The following is a 17671-nucleotide window of genomic DNA, read 5'->3' on the forward strand; positions in this document are numbered from 1 at the left end:
TTTTATGTCTAAAACTTATTTTACACATGACCATGAATGGCTTAGCGTTGAAGGGCAAGTGGTGACTGTTGGGGTTACGCATTATGCGCAAGAGCAATTAGGGGATTTGGTTTTTGTTGATTTACCACAAAGTGGAACAAAACTTTCCAAAGGAGAGGCGGCGGCTGTTGTAGAATCAGTGAAGGCGGCTTCAGATGTTTATGCTCCTCTTGATGGTGAAGTGGTCGAAATAAATGAAGCCTTGGCTGATAATCCTGAACTGGTAAACCAGAAACCCGAAACAGAAGGCTGGTTATGGAAAATGACATTGCAGGATGAGACACAACTGGAGGGGTTGTTAGATAAAGATGCTTATAAGGCTTTGATTGGATGAGTACCATGATCGAGCGTTCTTTTTCTTCTCGACATATTGGGCTGCGTCCTGATGAAACACAAAAAATGCTTGATGTTTTAGAGCTTGATTGTGTTGATACACTCATTTCTCAAGCTGTTCCACACTCTATCCATTTGGGACGTTCATTGAATCTTCCAGAGGCTGCTAGTGAAGGACAAGCCTTGGAAGAACTCTCCAAGATGATGGAGCGTAACCATGTGCACAAAAGTTTTATTGGGCAAGGATATCATGGAACTTATGTGCCTCCGGTTATTTTACGAAATCTGTTTGAAAACCCTGCTTGGTATACTGCTTATACGCCTTATCAAGCAGAAATTAGCCAAGGTCGTTTAGAGCTTTTATTTTATTTTCAGACATTGGTTAGTGAACTAACAGGTTTGCCTGTTTCTGCTGCTTCCCTTCTTGATGAAGCAACTGCTTTAGCTGAAGCCAATGCCCTTGCTTTTCGCTTTTTCCGTGAGAAAAAAACAAAAATTTCTCTTCAGAGTCTTTTACATCCTCAGATTTTGAGTGTTGCGCAAACGCGTGCTGAAACACAAGGGATTCAGATTAGCCAAAATGGCGAAATTGATTCTGATACAGCGGCAATTGTTTTGTCTTGGCCAGATACAAAAGGCTCTTTTCATGATTACAGTGAGATCATAAAAGAGGCAAAGGAAAAGGGAGCTTTCGTTATCGTTGTGGCTGATCCTTTAGCGCTTACCCTTCAGGAGCCACCTTCTCAATGGGGGGCAGATATCGTTGTTGGCTCTATGCAGCGTTATGGCGTTCCGATGGGATTTGGTGGTCCACATGCTGGTTACCTTGCCGTGAGTGATGCGTTAACGCGTCTTATTCCAGGGCGTATTGTTGGTCAATCCGTGGATACCAAAGGACGCGTTGGTTTTCGTTTAGCTTTGCAAACACGTGAACAACATATTCGGCGCGATAAAGCGACGTCAAATATTTGTACAGCGCAGGCTTTGTTGGCTAATATGGCAACCGCTTATGCTGTTTGGCATGGGCCAAAAGGCTTACAAGAAATTGCGCAGCGAATTCATCATTTAACATGTCGTTTTGTTGCTGGTTTAGAAGCCGCAGGGGTTCATGTTGAAGGGAAAAGCTTTTTTGATTGTGTGAGTATTTCTGTTAAGGGAAAAGCGCGAGAGATTGCGCATCAAGCCAAAATAGGTGGGCGCCTTATTCGTGTTCTCGATGATGACACTATTGCAATCAATTTTGATGAATTATCGACAGAAGAAGATGCTGGTGCTTTAGCGCAGCTTTTTGGGGCAAAATTAGGCGATCAGGTTTCTCCACGACTCTTTGGAAAAAAACGGGATGCTGCTTTTCTTTCTCAGCCTTTTTTTCATGCTGTTCATTCAGAGACAGATATGATGCGCTTTTTGCGTCGTTTAGCGGATAAGGATTTGGCGCTGGATCGCGCTATGATCCCTCTTGGTTCTTGTACAATGAAGCTTAATGCAGCTGCTGAATTGATGCCTGTAAGTTGGGCTAGCATGGCCAATATACACCCCTTTGTTTCACAAGAGGATGCAGCGGGTTATTTGGAGATGATCAACCAGTTAAATGCGTGGTTGTGTGAAATTACAGGATTTGCGCAAGTTTCTTTTCAGCCAAATTCTGGTGCTCAAGGTGAATATGCTGGTCTTTTGGCTATCCGACGATATTACCAATCACGGGGAGAACATCAACGTACAGTTTGTCTTATTCCTGCATCTGCGCATGGTACCAATCCAGCCTCGGCCCATATGGCAGGGATGGAAGTCGTTGTGGTAAAATGTTTAAGCGATGGTGATGTTGATGTAGATGATCTCAAAATGAAAGCGCAATTGCATAAAGATAAATTGGCCGCTCTCATGATTACTTATCCTTCAACCCATGGTGTTTATGAGGAAAGTATTAAGGAAATTTGTTCTATTATTCATGAAAATGGCGGACAAGTTTATTTTGATGGTGCTAATCTCAATGCCCTTGTGGGTCTTGCTCGTCCTGCGGATATTGGCGCTGATGTTTGTCATATGAATCTTCATAAAACATTTGCTATTCCTCATGGTGGTGGTGGTCCTGGTATGGGACCAATTGGAGTTGCAGTGCATCTCAAACCATTCTTACCAGGTCATGAACAGGATGGGACAACACATGCGGTTTCTGCTGCTCCTTATGGAAGTGCGTCTATTCTTGCAATTACATGGATGTATATTCGAATGATGGGGGCTGATGGCTTAAAATATGCAACACAAATAGCCATTTTAAATGCCAATTATATTGCTGCACGTCTTTCAGCTGCTTATTCCATTCTTTATCGGGGCAAGCATGGACGTGTTGCGCACGAATGTATTGTGGATACACGCGTGTTGAAAGAGCAGTATGGGGTGAGTGTTGATGATATTGCAAAACGTCTCATTGATTATGGATTCCATGCGCCTACGATGTCGTTCCCTGTTCCGGGAACTTTAATGATTGAGCCAACGGAATCAGAACCAAAAGCAGAGATTGATCGTTTTTGTGATGCTTTACTCTCTATTGCTGAAGAAGCGAAAAAAGTTGGGAATGGGGTTTGGCCAAAAGACAATAATCCATTGGTGAATGCCCCTCATACAGTGGCTGATACTTTAGATGATGCTTGGGTACGACCCTATTCGCGACAAGAAGCTGCTTTTCCCAACAGTTCTCTTGATCCAGCCAATAAATATTGGCCTCCTGTATCGCGTATTGATAATGTTGCGGGAGACAGAATGCTCATTTGTTCGTGTCCGCCATTGGGAAATACCTATTAAATAACAAATATGTATTTAATTTGTTTATTTGCATAAACAAAAAAGCCCACACATTTTGTGTGGGTTTTGTACTTGTTGATCCTGTTACTATGGAATTATTTGTCTATTTTCTAGAATTTTGCATTGTTTTTTATAACATGAGCAAAATCGAAAAAGTCGACAAAAAGCTGTGTTTTGTCGGCAATAGGCATGCTCTCCTTTGTCTTCTACCGTATGACATGGTTTTAGTGACTAGGCGGCATCGGTCTAGCCAGCTAATTCATGTAAACGAGAGTGAAAACCTATGAGGATAGGATCCCGTCTGTTGCATGTGTTGTGACATACTACTTCTCACTAAGGTGACGACGACTGGTTGTAGAAGAATAAAATCAATTTTAGTGTTTTTGATGATAAAGACACGCGAAACTCTGTTGTTGCATCTTTTCGAGTCAAGAATTGTCTAAATATTTCTCTTTAATCTGCTTTTTATAAATATGACGCAAAAATATGTAAGAACACCTGTCAGAATGAGCAAACGCAAAGCCAAATGTATTATGGTTGTTTTTTACAAGGTATCTTATAAAAAGCCGGCACATCTTTCCACTTCATTGCAAGTCAGTTTGTGACTTTACGGCGCTGTTTTCCTAAGAGCCCGTGTTCTTTCGCTGTTACCTGTAAATCAACATCCAAACTTAACGCAGCGACATGTTTTGAGTCAGAGATTGAAAAAAAAAGAGCTTTATGAGTAGTTCCTGCTGTCTGTCTGATGAGGGCGGGGGATTGCGTATTTCTGTTGACGTAACCTTTGAAACTGGAAGACAATCTCATTTTGGAAAATGTAAAGCTGTAAAGGTGAAAATCAATCCTCAGTTTGTCATCTCCTCTTCATTCAGCTTTGCGGCTTTCAAAAGCATTTAAAGCAATATTTTTTTAATAATGGGGATTACATATTGCTCCATACTTTTATCTATTGTGTTTTTTAGTGGGGGAATGATCCTCATGTAAAACAGAACGCTCCAAAAAGAATATATTTGGGTTGTTAATTCACATGTTTGTTTTAAAGAGATATTTCGCTCCTAATTCCATTTCGTGACGGCGCTTGTGAATGGTGTAAGGTAAATCGATTGATCCCCCAATCTTTACGCTTCATAACGGAGTAAGCCGGCACTATCATACACTTTGCCAGCGCCTAATGTTATAGCTCTTGGCACTATGGTTCATAAGAGGAATTATTCTTTTCTTAAATCATTTTTATCTACACATAGTCCAGCTTGTGGTATGCAAGCGAATGATTTTAATTGGGAAATTAATTTTAAAAACTTTGTAGTAGATTCTTTTTTGTTAATTTATGGGGAAAGGCTAAGTTTTTGTATTTTAGATGAAAGCTACTTCCATAAAACAGTCCATCAACTTGTCTGTTTTGAGATTTCTGTGAATGTACGGTATCTATGACCATTCTATGTGGTTGATTGTTGTAAAATCTTTTGTAAAAGCCCCTCAATTTTCTAAAATGATGATTTTTATCAATTTATTTTTTTAAAGAGTTTTTATGTGTAAATGTATTTATAGCGGGAGCCAAGAGATGTTAGAATTTCATTGGGAAGGGTATCGGCATCTATAGATACTTTTTCAAGTGTTTGATGGGGACCAATGAGTTCTACCCAGTCACCAGTTTGAGGTTTTTGTTCAAGATCGGTCGTATCTACAATAATGGAATCCATAGAAACCCGCCCAACCATGGGAAGTTTGTGCCCGTTGAAATAAACAGTTCCTTTATTCGAAAGAGTACGGAGCCAGCCGTCTGCGTAGCCTATAGAAATGGTTGCAAGAGTGCTTGGTCTGTTGGTTATAAAGCTTTCTGCATAACCAACAGGTGCTCCTATATCAACAACGCGGCTTTGAATGACTTGGGCTTCAAGTTTTAAAACAGGTTTCAAAGGTGATGGGTGTTTTCCCCGCGGATCAACTCCGTAAAGTGCAATGCCTGGACGAACAAGATCAAAATAAAAATCTGATCCTAGAAAGATACCTCCAGAATTGGCAAAGGAAACTTTGCAAGCAGGCAATTGCGCAAGGATCGTTTTGAAAGAAGTCAATTGGGCATAATTTGATGGGTGGGTATCATCTTCTCCGTTAGAAAGATGACTAAGAATATATTTTATTTCTGCTTTTTCGAAAATTGTAGGGTGTTTGATGAGTTTTTGTAATTCTTTTTGATCCAGTCCTAATCGGTTCATATGGGTATCGATTTGAACAATTGCTGGAAATTTTTTATCTTTTTTTTGACAAATTTTTTGCCAATTTTCAATGGCATTCCAAGAGTTTAGAACAGGAACAATACCAGATTGTGCGACAAACTCTTCTGCTAAGTGTGGAAGTCCATTCAGAATGGCAATTGTGACATTTGATGGTAAAATGCTTTTTAATTGGAGTGCTTCTCTGATTTGGGCGACAAAAAAAGTGCGACAACCAGCTTGGTAAAGGGCAGGAGCAATTTTGTGAGCTCCTAATCCATAGGCATTTGCTTTTACAACTGCTGAACATTGTGTTGGAGCTACACGTTTGGCTAAAGTAATATAATTGGCAACAATGGCACTGACATCGATGGTTGCTACAGCTGTATAGAGTGATGTATTTATTTCATCATTAACGGATTTGTTCATTTTAAAAGCTTATCTGTGTTCGTGAAATACGGAGTTTTTTTTGTTGTTTCATTGAGGTTCTTTACGATATAGGGGAAAAACACTATTTGCTATGGTCAAAATCATTAAGAAGCCTATGCTGCCATTAAAGTCGTTTTTTATGTAAAATGGTACTCTGGATATAAGAGATACTTTAGTTTTATTTGTGTTGTTATCAACATGGTATCTTCTAATGATTTGTAAAACATAGACTTTTTTACTTATTTTTCCTCGTTTAGGCATATAAAAAAATAAACATAGTTTATTGTATTGTATCATTTTGAAGAGTGCAATGTTAGACTATTATTGCTGGTGTGATTGTTGTGATTAAATATTGCATTGGCTTCTTATTTAGAGAAGGTAAAATGATTAAATTAACCACGTTAAATCAATGCATTACAAGTTTTCTACCATGAGGGGGAAGATCACTCATCTGTGCAATTTTGGATGTCGTCTCATGCACTTAAAATTATTTTTATTGAATGGAAAACAGTGTGTAAACACTTTTTGATACATTAAAACTGTTGATTTAGAAAATTCGTTGATTTGGATATTATTTGTTTTCAAGATGGATTGGGTATCCAGTGTTTACTTTCTAGTCTTTGATTGGTTTTAAGTGAAATCAATTTTATCGCTTATAGAGTGCACTAGACTCATTTATTTAATTTTGACATAAAAGTGTTAACCTTGAGGCTTTTGTGTTGAGAAAATTGTTGGCAGATGGTTGTGCAAGTACTATATCACGTCAAGGATTCGAAATTTAACGTTCAATAAAGATATGGGGAAGAGTATGAATACGTCTGCTACCAATGTTCCGTCAAGCATCAGCAGCGTTGCAAATTTTCCGATTCCTGAGAATGTGTTCGCCCTTACTGTCCAAGAGGTTTGTCACTATACAGATCGGTTATTTAAATTCCGTCTGAATCGTCCGGAAAGTTTTCGTTTTCGTTCGGGTGAGTTTGTTATGATCGGTTTGCCAAATGCAGAAAAGCCGATTTATCGCGCTTATTCGATTGCAAGTCCCTTTTGGGATGAACAGCTTGAGTTTTTTTCGATAAAAGTTCCAGGGGGACCTTTAACCGAGCATCTCCAAAAAATTAAAATTGGTGATACAGTTCTCATGCGTAAAAAATCTACAGGAACGCTGGTGCTTGATGCTCTTATTCCTGGAAAACGTCTTTATCTTCTTTCAACTGGGACGGGGATTGCTCCTTTTGCAAGCCTTATTCGTGATCCTGAAACTTATGAAAAATTTGCAGAAGTTGTCCTTATTCAAACAACGCGCGAAAAAAATGAGTTAATTTATGCAAAAGATCTTGTTTCCTCTTTGCAACAAGATCTACTCATTGGAGAGTATGCACAACAGTTGAGATTTTATCCTATGACTACTCGTGAAGCTTCTGAGCATATGGGCCGTATTACAACTATGATGGAAAGTGGGGACTTTTTTGAAACAACAGGCCTTCCTAAAATTCATCCTGATGAAGATCGGGTGATGATTTGTGGTTCCATGGCTATGTTAAAAGATTGCGCAAGGATGTGTGAAAGCTTTGGTCTTGTTGAAGGGGCCAATAATGCTCCTGCTACTTATGTTGTAGAGCGCGCTTTTGTGGAGTAATGAGTGGGAAAGTTGATGCTTTATCTTCTTTCAAACCGGTACGGGGTTTTTTCTTTTTGTAAGCTTTATTTGTGAGCCTGACATTTATGAAAAATTTTCAGAAGTTGTTCTTATTAAAATAACGCGCGAAAAGAATGAGTTAATTTATGTAAAAGATCTCGTTTCCTCTTTGCAACAAGATCCACTCATTGTGGGGCATATGCACAACAGCTGAAATTTTATCCTATGACTACTTGTGAGCTTTCTGAGCATATAGGGTGTATTACGACTGTTATGGAGAGTGGGTGCTTTTTTGAAACAAGCGGCTTTGAAACAATAGCTCTCCCAAAATTCATCCTGATGAAGATCGGGTGATGATTTATGGTTTTATGGCAGTGTTAAAAGATTGCGCAAGGATGTGTGAAAGCTTTGGTCTTGTTGAAGGGACTGATATTCTTGCACATTACATTATATTGTAGAAAGAGCTTTTTTCGAGGGAGAGGGAAGTTGTGATGCGGTATATGCTAATGCAGTAATCGAATCCCAATCACTTATTGCAATGAGTTTTTGGGGCGCTATCCAAGAACCTCCAACGCAGAAGACATTGGGCAGTTGGAGCCATTGTGGTGCACTTTTTTGTGTAATACCGCCTGTTGGGCAAAACCAGATATCAGAGAAGGGAGATGCTAAAGCTTCGATGAAGGAAATACCTCCAGCAGCTTCAGCAGGGAAAAATTTAAGATATGAATAGCCTTTGTTTAATGCTTGCATGAGTTCACTTGGGGTCATTGCACCGGGAAGAAGGGGAATTTCACTATTTTTTGCACAATTGATTAGTTCATTGGATAATCCGGGGCTTACAATAAACTTGGCTCCAGCTTGTTCGGCTTTTTCGTAATGTGTTGTGTTGAGAATTGTGCCGGCTCCAACAATTGCTTCAGGGACTTCTTGTGTAATTTTCTGAATTGCTTTGAGGGCATTTGGTGTTCGCAAGGTGATCTCAATTGTTTTTAATCCACCTTTGACAAGAGCGCGTGTTAAAGGTACAGCACTTTGTAGATTGTCAATGAGTAAAACAGGTATGACAGTTTGTCCTTGGAGATATAATAAAAGCTTTTCTCTTTTTTGGCACATGATATTTTTTCTTCTTGGAGATGATATTATTTGTATCGTTTGATTAAGCACAATATGTTAAAGAGTACATGAATAAATCTTGAAATTGAATGAAACGCGCGTTATGGCAAAACACATGGAAAAGAATTTTAAAGTTGCTGCACTTTATTGCTTTGCAGATTTGAAGCATTATCATCAATTACAAAAACCTTTGCAGGATTTATGTCAAGCAAAGGATATCAAAGGCACTCTGCTTTTAGCACAAGAGGGAATTAATGGAACAGTTGCTGGTTCTTGTGCGGCAATTGAGGCATTGGTGGACTTTATTATGGCTGAGTCAGCGTTTCAAACGCCGGAGATTAAATATTCATGGGCATCAAAAATGCCTTTTCATCGCATGAAAGTGCGGTTGAAAAAAGAGATTGTGACAATGGGGGTTGAAGGGGTTGATCCGCTAAAAGTTGTTGGTACGTATGTGGATCCTGAAGATTGGAATGCTCTTATTCAAGATGAAGAGACAATTTTAATCGATACACGGAATGACTATGAATATGCAATAGGGAGTTTTCAAGGAGCGATTGATCCGCAGATTAAAACATTTCGCGAATTTCCTGAATGGGTGCGTAAACATGAGGCTGAGTTAAAGAAAAAAAAGAAAATTGCCATGTTTTGTACAGGTGGTATTCGGTGTGAAAAATCAACAGCTTATGTTCGTGATCTTGGTTATGAGCAAGTCTACCATCTAAAAGGAGGTATTCTAAAATATTTAGAAAAAATTCCAAAAGAGAAAAGTTTATGGTGGGGTGAGTGTTTTGTTTTTGATGAGCGTGTTTCTGTTCAACATGGTCTTGAAGAATGTGGACGCGAATTATGTCGCGCGTGTCGTTCTCCTCTTAATGCTGAAAGCAAATTATCGCCTCATTATGAGGAAGGTGTTTCCTGTGATGCTTGTTATAACACGCGTAGTGAAGCCGATAGAGAGCGCTTTCGTGAGCGCCATAGGCAATTTCAATTGTTGAAGTTGCGTGCAATTGATTCTCATCAAGGGACATAAGGATATCGCAGTGTAGAGTTTTAAGTTGTAGCGTTTTTCTCTTAAATTTAAGAGAAGAGTTTTTTAATATTGGTAGAAAAATATTTTATAAGACTGGATATTATTCGGTCTTTTTGTTTATGTTAAATTATTTGACTTATAAATAGTCATTATAGATTGTTTACTTTCTTTGACTTTATAGGATTGAGTATTTCAAATACTTTTCATTTTAAAATAGAAAAGCCGTTCACCAACAGCGCAGAGGAGGGAGATTATAGTTTAAGAGAAAAGCGTATGAATAAGATGTGATTAAAAAGCAGATGCTAGGTGGAAAAATAAAATGATAATAGGAGTTTATGATTTCAGAATTTAATATAATACATTAATTTATTATTCATTTGAATAAAAGAGTTCAATATTGTGAACTTTGTTGCTTTCAGATTAGATGAGAACGAATCGCGTAAAATTCATTCACTTGTACGTTGCAAATGGGAGTAACGTGTGGACAAAAATCATTTTAGATAAGGTGTTATGAAACATTTCAATGTAGGAGTTTCTGCAATATTGGGAGTTGGCAGATAGAATGGGAGCGTTTGTTTTTAATTTCATAAGTATAAAGAGGGTGAGATGTAGTTGATCTATATCATACAAGCTATATTATACGGGGAATTCTTCATGATATTTTGCTTAAGCGATGCTGTGAAATGAATGTGGAAGCAGGGATGTTTTTTAGGATGTAAATGAGAAAGATAATGGTGTTTTGTTGGGGGAAGGACACGTTATCTTTAAAGACTATGGTGCTTCAGTCGTTACTATCCTCAGTCTTCAATGTTGGTCATCTTTGCATTTGAGAGGATATATAAGAGGTACTCCTTTTTTCAATTGTTTTTTATTTGTGATGCGCAAAAGAATGATTTTAATTGATTCATTGTAAGAGGGTTGAAATAAGAGGATTTTATAATGGGATTTTTGTTTAAGGGTACAATAATAAATTATCATTATAAATTAATGTTTTGAGTAATTTACTTGCGTTATTTTCTGCTGCAGATATTAGGAGATAGAATAGGGTAAAGAAACGAGGGGCTTTAAACGCAAGACAGTGATTTATGTTGTACGGATAATGTAAGGGTGTGATCTCATGAAAGCGGATGGATGGCTTTGTCTGGGGGAGAGTGTTGTTTTTTCGCATCATTTTATCTTTAAGAATTAAAAAATGTTTAAAATTAAAAAAATGATTGAAATGAGAAAGAATTCGTTTTATAGGATGCCTTGCCCAAAGTCGCACGTGCCTGTGGGTGTCCGCTGGTTCTCAAATGGTGAGATTAACCGGTACGGTACCTGGAACTAACCGCTCCAGTCATTCTTACAGCCAATTGCAAGAATGAGGACATCTTGAAGCAACGACGGTGCGGGCCTTTCTGGTGTCTTCCAGCTTTTAAATGCTGGGATAACTATAGAGGCACACCTCATTGCCTTCAGTGCGGAAGTGGTTTTCTCAACTCCAATCAAAAAGGCATATAAAATAGAATAACGCGGTTTCGCGCTGTTCTTTCGCAGCATGCAATGCTAATTTCTGGTTTTTTGTAATCAGAATGGGGATGGTTGTTGTGTGTTTTTTGTCCTTTAGCTTTTGGCAGCTTTGGCTGTCTAAGCATAGAGTGGGGGAGCGTTCCCTCAAGGAGAATTGCAGATGGCAACGCAACGTATTCGCGATTTTCTTGCAACACATCGTTCTGAAGGTCCATGCTTAATTGTTGACCTTGATGTTGTTCGTGACAACTATTTAAATTTTGAAAAAGCTCTGCCGCAGTCTCGTATTTTTTACGCAATAAAGGCAAATCCAGCTCCTGAAATCTTGCGTTTGCTGAGTTCTTTAGGATCTTCTTTTGATGCGGCTTCTGTTGCAGAAATTGAAATGGCTTTAAAAGCAGGTGCAACGCCAGAGCGTATTTCTTTTGGAAATACGATTAAAAAAGAGCGTGATATTGCACGAGCATATGCATTGGGAGTTTCACTTTATGCCGTTGATTGTGTTGAAGAAGTGGAAAAAATTGCGCGTGTTGCTCCAGGAGTGCGTGTTTTTTGCCGTGTTCTTACCGATGGCAAAGGTGCAGAGTGGCCATTGTCACGCAAATTCGGTTGTGTTCCAGCTATGGCGGTTGATGTTCTAAGACGGGCACACCAATTGGGTTTGCAAGCCTACGGTGTTTCTTTTCATGTTGGATCTCAGCAGGTTGATTTGAGTGCGTGGGATCGTGCTTTATCAGATGCTTCTACAGTTTTTAAGCGCTTGGAACAAGAAGGCATTTCACTAAGGTTGGTGAATATGGGCGGCGGTTTTCCAACGCGTTATTTGAAAGATGTCCCTACAGAACAAGCTTATGGTACAGCAGTTTTTGATTCATTGAAAAAGCATTTTGGTAATCGTATCCCTGAGACGATTATTGAGCCAGGACGTGCGATGGTTGGCAATGCTGGTGTTATTCGTACAGAAGTTGTTCTAATATCTAAAAAAGCTGATAATGATAATGTACGATGGGTTTATCTTGATATTGGAAAATTTAATGGTCTTGCTGAGACTATGGATGAAGCCATTCGTTATCCTATTGAGACACCTCATGATGATAAGGTAATGGAGCCTTGTATTTTGGCGGGACCAACATGCGATTCGGCAGATGTGCTTTACGAAAAAACACCTTATCCACTTCCTCTATCTCTAACGATAGGAGATGAGATATTGATTCATGGAACGGGTGCTTATACAACAACTTACGCATCGGTTGCTTTTAATGGTTTTGAGCCTTTACGGTCATATGTGATCTGAGGTTTCCTTTTAACTATAGTTTTTTTAGACTTTTTGCTATGCTCGTCATGGCGCTATAAGAGGGCGGTCATTGAGATGAACATGATGAACTTTCAAACAAAAGATGGGGCATATTTTACACTTTTATTGGAGCAAGAAACCGATAAGCCTTATCGAGAAATTTTGCTTGATTCAACGATGGGGTATGGACGTAAACGTAAATCATCAGAGGCTTTACGTCGTGGTCGGTTAGCTGCTCAAGGGCTTTCTTTTGTGGTTAAAAATGCTCTGGGAGAGCTTGTGGGAAGTGTCCGTCTTTGGCATGTTTCTTTTTCTAAAAGAAAAAATAAAACACAACATGCTTTACTTTTGGGCCCCTTGGCTGTTGCATCTGAATGTGCTGGTATGGGAATAGGATCAATTTTAGTCCGCCATGCAATTGAAACAGCAAAAAAATTGGGATATGGCGCCATTTTGCTGGTAGGGGATTTTGAATTTTATCAACGTTTTGGCTTTTCAAATAGTTTAACAGAAAATTTGGCAATGCCTGGTCCTTACGAAAAGCATCGCTTTCAAGCGTTGGAACTGATACCACATTATCTTTCTGGGTGTTATGGCACTTTGGTTCCTAGTGGAGAACGAGAAGTTTCAAATCGTTTTCAGCATCATAAAGTGGCTTGAAGATAGTGTTTATTTGTTTTTTAACAGCTTGCATTGAGGAGAGCATACTGTTTTGGCTAGAGCCAAAGTATTTAGCGGCACAAAGTTTTTGGGGAGTTGTATCGCGATTTTATTATATGGCTGGTTTCTTATTTTTGATAATTTCAGTTCAGTGAGTAAGAATATATTTTAAGCTCATTTTTTGAAATAGTGTCTTATTTTATAATACTGAAGGAACCGGATTTTTGAGTTGTCTTGTGTTCTTTTAAAGTCGCTATCATCATACAGTTTTCCAGTTTTCAATATCGTTGATAAATCTTGCATCAAAACGGTTGGATGTTTTACTTTTTTCTTAAACAGTTTTTATTTCTTTGCTTTTTATGTGCAAGGGAATGGTTTTGATTGATTCAATAGAGAGATATTTTGAGAAATTTTATACAATTTCAGCTCTTGTTGAAAGAGAAGGGGCTTAAGAAAGAAAAATATGTAGCAGTAGAATCAAAATTGTAAGTATCAGCTTTTTTTAAAGAGTGTAAAAAAATAAAATTACATGTTTAAAAGCAGCTTTTTTGAAAAAAATATATCATTACTTTTTTGCTATAAAGGTAAATCGTTTTGCAATTGGCATGAGAGGATCAAATACAAAATGATTTTTTCATGTAAAATTTTGCATTCAGAATCAAAAAACGTTGCTCTACACATTATAAGGGAAATAGGTGTGTGAATAAAAATCACAAGAATCATAAATCTTTTATGAATATTCTTGTAAGACTCAAAAGAGTAAAGGGCAAAGAATCTTTTAATCGTTTGTGCCCTATGGTGATAAATCAAAAATCTTATAGAAATAGCTGCTTTATCTTTATAGTGTGGAGCACGTTAGGTAAGATCTTTGTTTACCGATCATCTAAAACAATTTTTGTATGCGAGAAATTATTTTAAAAGTGCGTAAAGAGCCCGCATTGAAAAGAATTTTTATCAGAATAATCATTTAGAATCACATATTTATTTATACTGTCTCTTGAGACAAGATAAAGTGCATAGGAAGCAAGGAAAGTGATAAGGATAAAAAATATTTCTCAATTGTAATTAAGCTTAGTGATTTGGTGGTGAATCCATGAGAGGTTGTATTTTTTTGAGAAACATGGTCATAAATGTCAAAACACCAAAGATGATGGTTATGATAAAGAAAATATCACTAATAGCCATAATGGTTGCTTGTATGCGTACCATACCAAACAATTGAGAAAGAGCCAGAGTATAGGAATCAAAGGTTTCTGTTTTGAATAATACAGTAAGATTTGAAAGCATTTCAGTTGCTTGTCTGTTTGCGTAGTTAAGAGTTTCTGCTATTCGTTCATGATGGAAGTCTGTGCGTTTTGTTATGAGAGTGTTGATAATGGCAAGCCCTACAGCCCCACCTAGATTCCGGGTGAGATTAAAGAGTCCAGAAGCATTTTGCATCCGTTCTGGTGGGAGTGTTCCCAAGGCAATATTATTAATAGGAACCATACATAACATTACAGAAGCACCACGGAAAACTTGCGGCCAAAAAAGCTGCCAAAAATCCCAGTTATCTGTGATAGAGCTCGCCATCCAAATACCTATTGCAAAACCAAAAAGTCCTATTGCCATCATTAAACGTGCATCCATTCGTGCTGAAAGAAATCCAGCAAGCGGGGCAGTTAATAACATGACGAATCCTGAAAGAAACAATGTTTCTCCAATCATGAGGGCATCAAAGTGGCGAATTTGGCTTAAATAGACAGGATAAAGGTACGTGAGTCCATAAAGGCCTATTCCCAATGAAAAGGAAAAAATGGATGCAGCTGAAAAATTAAAATTAGAAAAAGTAGAGAGATCTACAATGGGTTCTTTTACTGTAAAAGCACGCCAGAAGAATAAGGCTGCAGCAAGAATCATGGTAATGAACAAATCCCGAATCAGCGTATCACTCAGCCAATCATGACGTGCTCCTTCTTCTAGAATATACTCTAAAGTTCCCAAGAAAGTAGCCATAGAAATGAATCCTAACCAATCAAACTTCTTCATTAAAGAGGGATCAGCTTTATCAAAATCAATTAATTTCCAAGCGAGAATTGAGATGATAATCCCGCAGGGTACATTGATGAGAAAGAGCCAATGCCATGATGAGAGATGACAAATATAGCCTCCCACGGTTGGACCAATGGTGGGGGCCAATGTTGCTACTAGTCCAACAATAGGGGTAACAATTGGGCGTTTGGAAGGAGGAAAAAGAACATAAGAGGCGACAAAAACGCTTGGGATAATTCCTCCACCAATAAAACCTTGTAGTGCGCGATACAAAATCATCTCTCCAATAGATGTTGCTGTTGCACAAAGAACAGAAGTAATCGTAAACCCGATCGCTGATATGGTGAAGAAAACACGTGTTGAAAGCAATCTTCCTAAAAATCCAGAAAGCGGCAACATGATGACTTCAGCGATGAGATAGGAAGTTTGAACCCATGAAATTTCTTCAGAGCTTGCTGTAAGACCCGCTTGAATTTCAGCTAAAGAAGAGGAAACGATTTGGATATCTAAGATTGCCATAAACATGCCAAAAGACATAGCTATAAAAACTACAATTTTGCGCATTCCTATGCGTTCTTGAGACTGTATGAGCTCTGGTATGGAAGATGTCATAGTAAGATCTTCTACTTTTTTATAAGAGACTTTTATCTTGTGGCTTTGTACGTGTATCAATTTTCACCGAAACACTCATTCCTGCTCGGATATGTCCGGTTTTTAAGACTTCTTCTGGAATAGAAATACGTACGGGAATGCGCTGGACAATCTTTGTAAAGTTACCGGTAGCATTTTGTGGAGGCAGAAGAGAAAAAACAGCGCCTGTTGCGGGCGAAATAGAAAGCACTGTTCCTGTAAAAACATCATTTTCGAAGGCATCAACAGAAATATAAGCTTTTTGTCCGGTATGAATGTCTTGTAGCTGTGTTTCTTTATAGTTTGCTTCAATATAAAGTGCATGTATGGGGACTAACGCCGCAAGACGTTGGCCATTTACAACAAAATCTCCCGTTTTTGCTGTTAAATTTCCTATAACTCCATCAAATGGCGCTCGTATAATGGTCGAATCAAGATCACGTTGTGCTTTTTTACGCGAGAGCTCTAAACTCTTTGTTTCGCTTTCTGTTTCACTTCGTTGCGCTTCTAGCACTCGGATATTTGCACGTGCTGAAGCCATTTTTGCATCCGCTCTGTTAACATTCGCAATGGCTTGTTCATAAGCGGATTTGGCATCATCAACATTGGATTGAGGAGCATAACGATTGGCTTTCAGTTCTGTTACACGTTTTAAGGTGAGTTGTGCATTGGTTGCTATGGCTGAAGCGGCTGCTTTTTGTGCTTTTGCATCATCTAAAGAACTACGAGCGGCTGTGATTTGCGCATCAATGCGTAGAAGTGTTTTTTTCTGTGTGTCAAGATGCGCTTCTGTTTGATCCAAGGCTATTTGATAATCACCATTGTCTAAGTAAAATAAAACATCGTCCTTTTTTACAACTTGGTTGGCTTTAATGGCAATTTTTTCAATATATCCATTTAATTTAGTCGCAATAGCGGCTATATCTCCTTGTACATAGGCATCTTCAGTGGACAGCATATAACGCCATTGCGTCGTCCACTTATAGCTAAACCAAAGTACAAAAAGCGCAAAGACGATAAGAAGAGCCTTGATTACTTTTTTTCGTTTCATTTTATCGAGATTTTTTGTTGAAAAAATGGTCTCAGATACGGACATGATTTTATACTTTCAATATTTATGTTCTAACGAGTACAATAAGCCTCTCACTCTAGGGTAGGGTGATATATGCACGGACGATAAAAGCTTTTCCAACAATAAGGCGATCCCTGCTACATAATGCTAAATATATAAACTTGCAAGTTAGAGATCTTATTGTCAAGTTAGATGTCTTATTTTATTGCGCATTTTTTACAAAGACCTCGTACTTCTAGGGTGCTTTTGTGTGCTTGGAAGTCAACCGCTTGAACCATCTGTTTTAAACTTGATACAATCGTTTGATCTTGTATTTCGTTGACTGTGCCACAGTTTTCGCAAATTATAAACGTTGTAAGTTCATGTTGACAGTTTTCGGGGTGTAAACAGACCATAAAGGCATTTACACTTTCAAGACGATGAATACACTTTAACTGTACGAGTTTTTCTAACGCACGATAAACTTGGAGAGGTGCGCGAAAACCTTCTTCGCGTAAGTGATTGAGAATCGCATAAGCACTTAAAGGCCCTTTTGCATTTTTTAAAGTATTTAAAACCAATGTTTGGTTACGCGTCAGTTTAGATGACATTGACATCTTCCTTTTGCTCCCATGGAAAAGCATAAAGCGTGTAAGATATTTATGCAATGGTGATTATATAATATGTACTCTATCTTTAGCCTTTTACATGACATCCTTGCGATATGTAAGAAAAGTTACAATCGTTGTGAGGGGGAGGGGTATTATAATCTGAAAGCCGCCGCTATCGGGCATGAAACTTTTATACGCTTCTTATTTTTCCAATAATGTCTTGAAATAGGATTTTTTGTTCAATATTTTATTGGTATTGTTTGGGTTATTTTATTTAAAAAAAAATA

The 17671-nt window shown here is 38.2% G+C and carries 12 protein-coding genes and 1 pseudogene; 8 read left to right on the forward strand and 5 right to left on the reverse strand.

Annotated elements, in window-relative coordinates:
* The first annotated feature begins 4 nt into the window (after window positions 1-4).
* From gcvH to ACFIMG_RS03030, 3 genes are all read left to right on the forward strand, one after another.
* Window positions 5-373 (forward strand): glycine cleavage system protein GcvH, encoded by a 369-nt coding sequence (gene gcvH / locus ACFIMG_RS03020; RefSeq protein WP_375612294.1) that lies wholly within the window; start codon window positions 5-7, stop codon window positions 371-373.
* A 5-nt stretch (window positions 374-378) separates the two neighbouring features.
* Window positions 379-3174, forward strand: coding sequence for an aminomethyl-transferring glycine dehydrogenase (gcvP, locus tag ACFIMG_RS03025; RefSeq protein ID WP_375678939.1), 2796 nt, complete (start codon window positions 379-381; stop codon window positions 3172-3174).
* A 720-nt stretch (window positions 3175-3894) separates the two neighbouring features.
* The gene (locus ACFIMG_RS03030; RefSeq protein WP_375641040.1) at window positions 3895-4071 is read left to right on the forward strand and encodes a hypothetical protein; all 177 of its coding nucleotides are present in this window, start codon (window positions 3895-3897) and stop codon (window positions 4069-4071) included.
* A gap of 629 nt (window positions 4072-4700) precedes the next feature.
* Here ACFIMG_RS03030 and alr read toward each other — a convergent pair.
* On the reverse strand, window positions 4701-5816 hold the full coding sequence (gene alr, locus ACFIMG_RS03035) for an alanine racemase (protein WP_375612295.1): 1116 nt from the start codon (window positions 5814-5816) through the stop codon (window positions 4701-4703).
* Between the two features lie 808 nt (window positions 5817-6624).
* Here alr and ACFIMG_RS03040 point away from each other — a divergent pair.
* Both ACFIMG_RS03040 and ACFIMG_RS03045 read left to right on the forward strand, forming a co-directional pair.
* Window positions 6625-7452, forward strand: a complete 828-nt coding sequence (locus ACFIMG_RS03040) for a ferredoxin--NADP reductase (protein ID WP_375678933.1) — start codon at window positions 6625-6627, stop codon at window positions 7450-7452.
* A 34-nt stretch (window positions 7453-7486) separates the two neighbouring features.
* Window positions 7487-7921: pseudogene (locus ACFIMG_RS03045) on the forward strand (ferredoxin--NADP reductase); the annotation flags it as partial.
* Here the strand turns inward: ACFIMG_RS03045 and eda are convergent.
* Window positions 7900-8565 carry a bifunctional 4-hydroxy-2-oxoglutarate aldolase/2-dehydro-3-deoxy-phosphogluconate aldolase gene (gene eda, locus ACFIMG_RS03050; protein WP_375678934.1) on the reverse strand — a complete coding sequence of 222 codons (666 nt, stop codon included), beginning with the start codon at window positions 8563-8565 and terminating at the stop codon, window positions 7900-7902. The pseudogene ACFIMG_RS03045 and the gene eda sit on opposite strands and share 22 nt — an antisense overlap.
* A gap of 115 nt (window positions 8566-8680) precedes the next feature.
* On the opposite strand from eda, the gene ACFIMG_RS03055 reads away from it, so the two are divergent.
* From ACFIMG_RS03055 to ACFIMG_RS03065, 3 genes are all read left to right on the forward strand, one after another.
* A complete protein-coding gene (locus tag ACFIMG_RS03055) occupies window positions 8681-9598 on the forward strand; it encodes a rhodanese-related sulfurtransferase (protein ID WP_375678935.1) in 918 nt (305 codons plus the stop codon).
* 1669 nt (window positions 9599-11267) lie between these two features.
* Window positions 11268-12401, forward strand: a complete 1134-nt coding sequence (locus tag ACFIMG_RS03060; protein WP_375678936.1) for a type III PLP-dependent enzyme — start codon at window positions 11268-11270, stop codon at window positions 12399-12401.
* 75 nt (window positions 12402-12476) lie between these two features.
* The gene (locus tag ACFIMG_RS03065; RefSeq protein WP_375678937.1) at window positions 12477-13061 is read left to right on the forward strand and encodes a GNAT family N-acetyltransferase; all 585 of its coding nucleotides are present in this window, start codon (window positions 12477-12479) and stop codon (window positions 13059-13061) included.
* Window positions 13062-14132: 1071 nt separating this feature from the next.
* On the opposite strand, the gene ACFIMG_RS03070 is transcribed toward ACFIMG_RS03065, so the two are convergent.
* The 3 genes from ACFIMG_RS03070 to ACFIMG_RS03080 all read right to left on the reverse strand — a co-directional run bounded on the left by ACFIMG_RS03070 (window position 14133) and on the right by ACFIMG_RS03080 (window position 17384).
* Entirely contained in the window at window positions 14133-15704 is a 1572-nt protein-coding gene (locus tag ACFIMG_RS03070; protein WP_375678938.1) for a DHA2 family efflux MFS transporter permease subunit, read from the reverse strand.
* A 19-nt stretch (window positions 15705-15723) separates the two neighbouring features.
* On the reverse strand, window positions 15724-16818 hold the full coding sequence (locus ACFIMG_RS03075) for an HlyD family secretion protein (RefSeq protein ID WP_375632520.1): 1095 nt from the start codon (window positions 16816-16818) through the stop codon (window positions 15724-15726).
* 173 nt (window positions 16819-16991) lie between these two features.
* Window positions 16992-17384, reverse strand: coding sequence for a Fur family transcriptional regulator (locus ACFIMG_RS03080; RefSeq protein ID WP_375629863.1), 393 nt, complete (start codon window positions 17382-17384; stop codon window positions 16992-16994).
* Window positions 17385-17671: the final 287 nt, after the last annotated feature.

The organism is Bartonella sp. AP11XZML, from assembly GCF_042196445.1.
In the GTDB taxonomy this organism is placed as follows: domain Bacteria; phylum Pseudomonadota; class Alphaproteobacteria; order Rhizobiales; family Rhizobiaceae; genus Bartonella.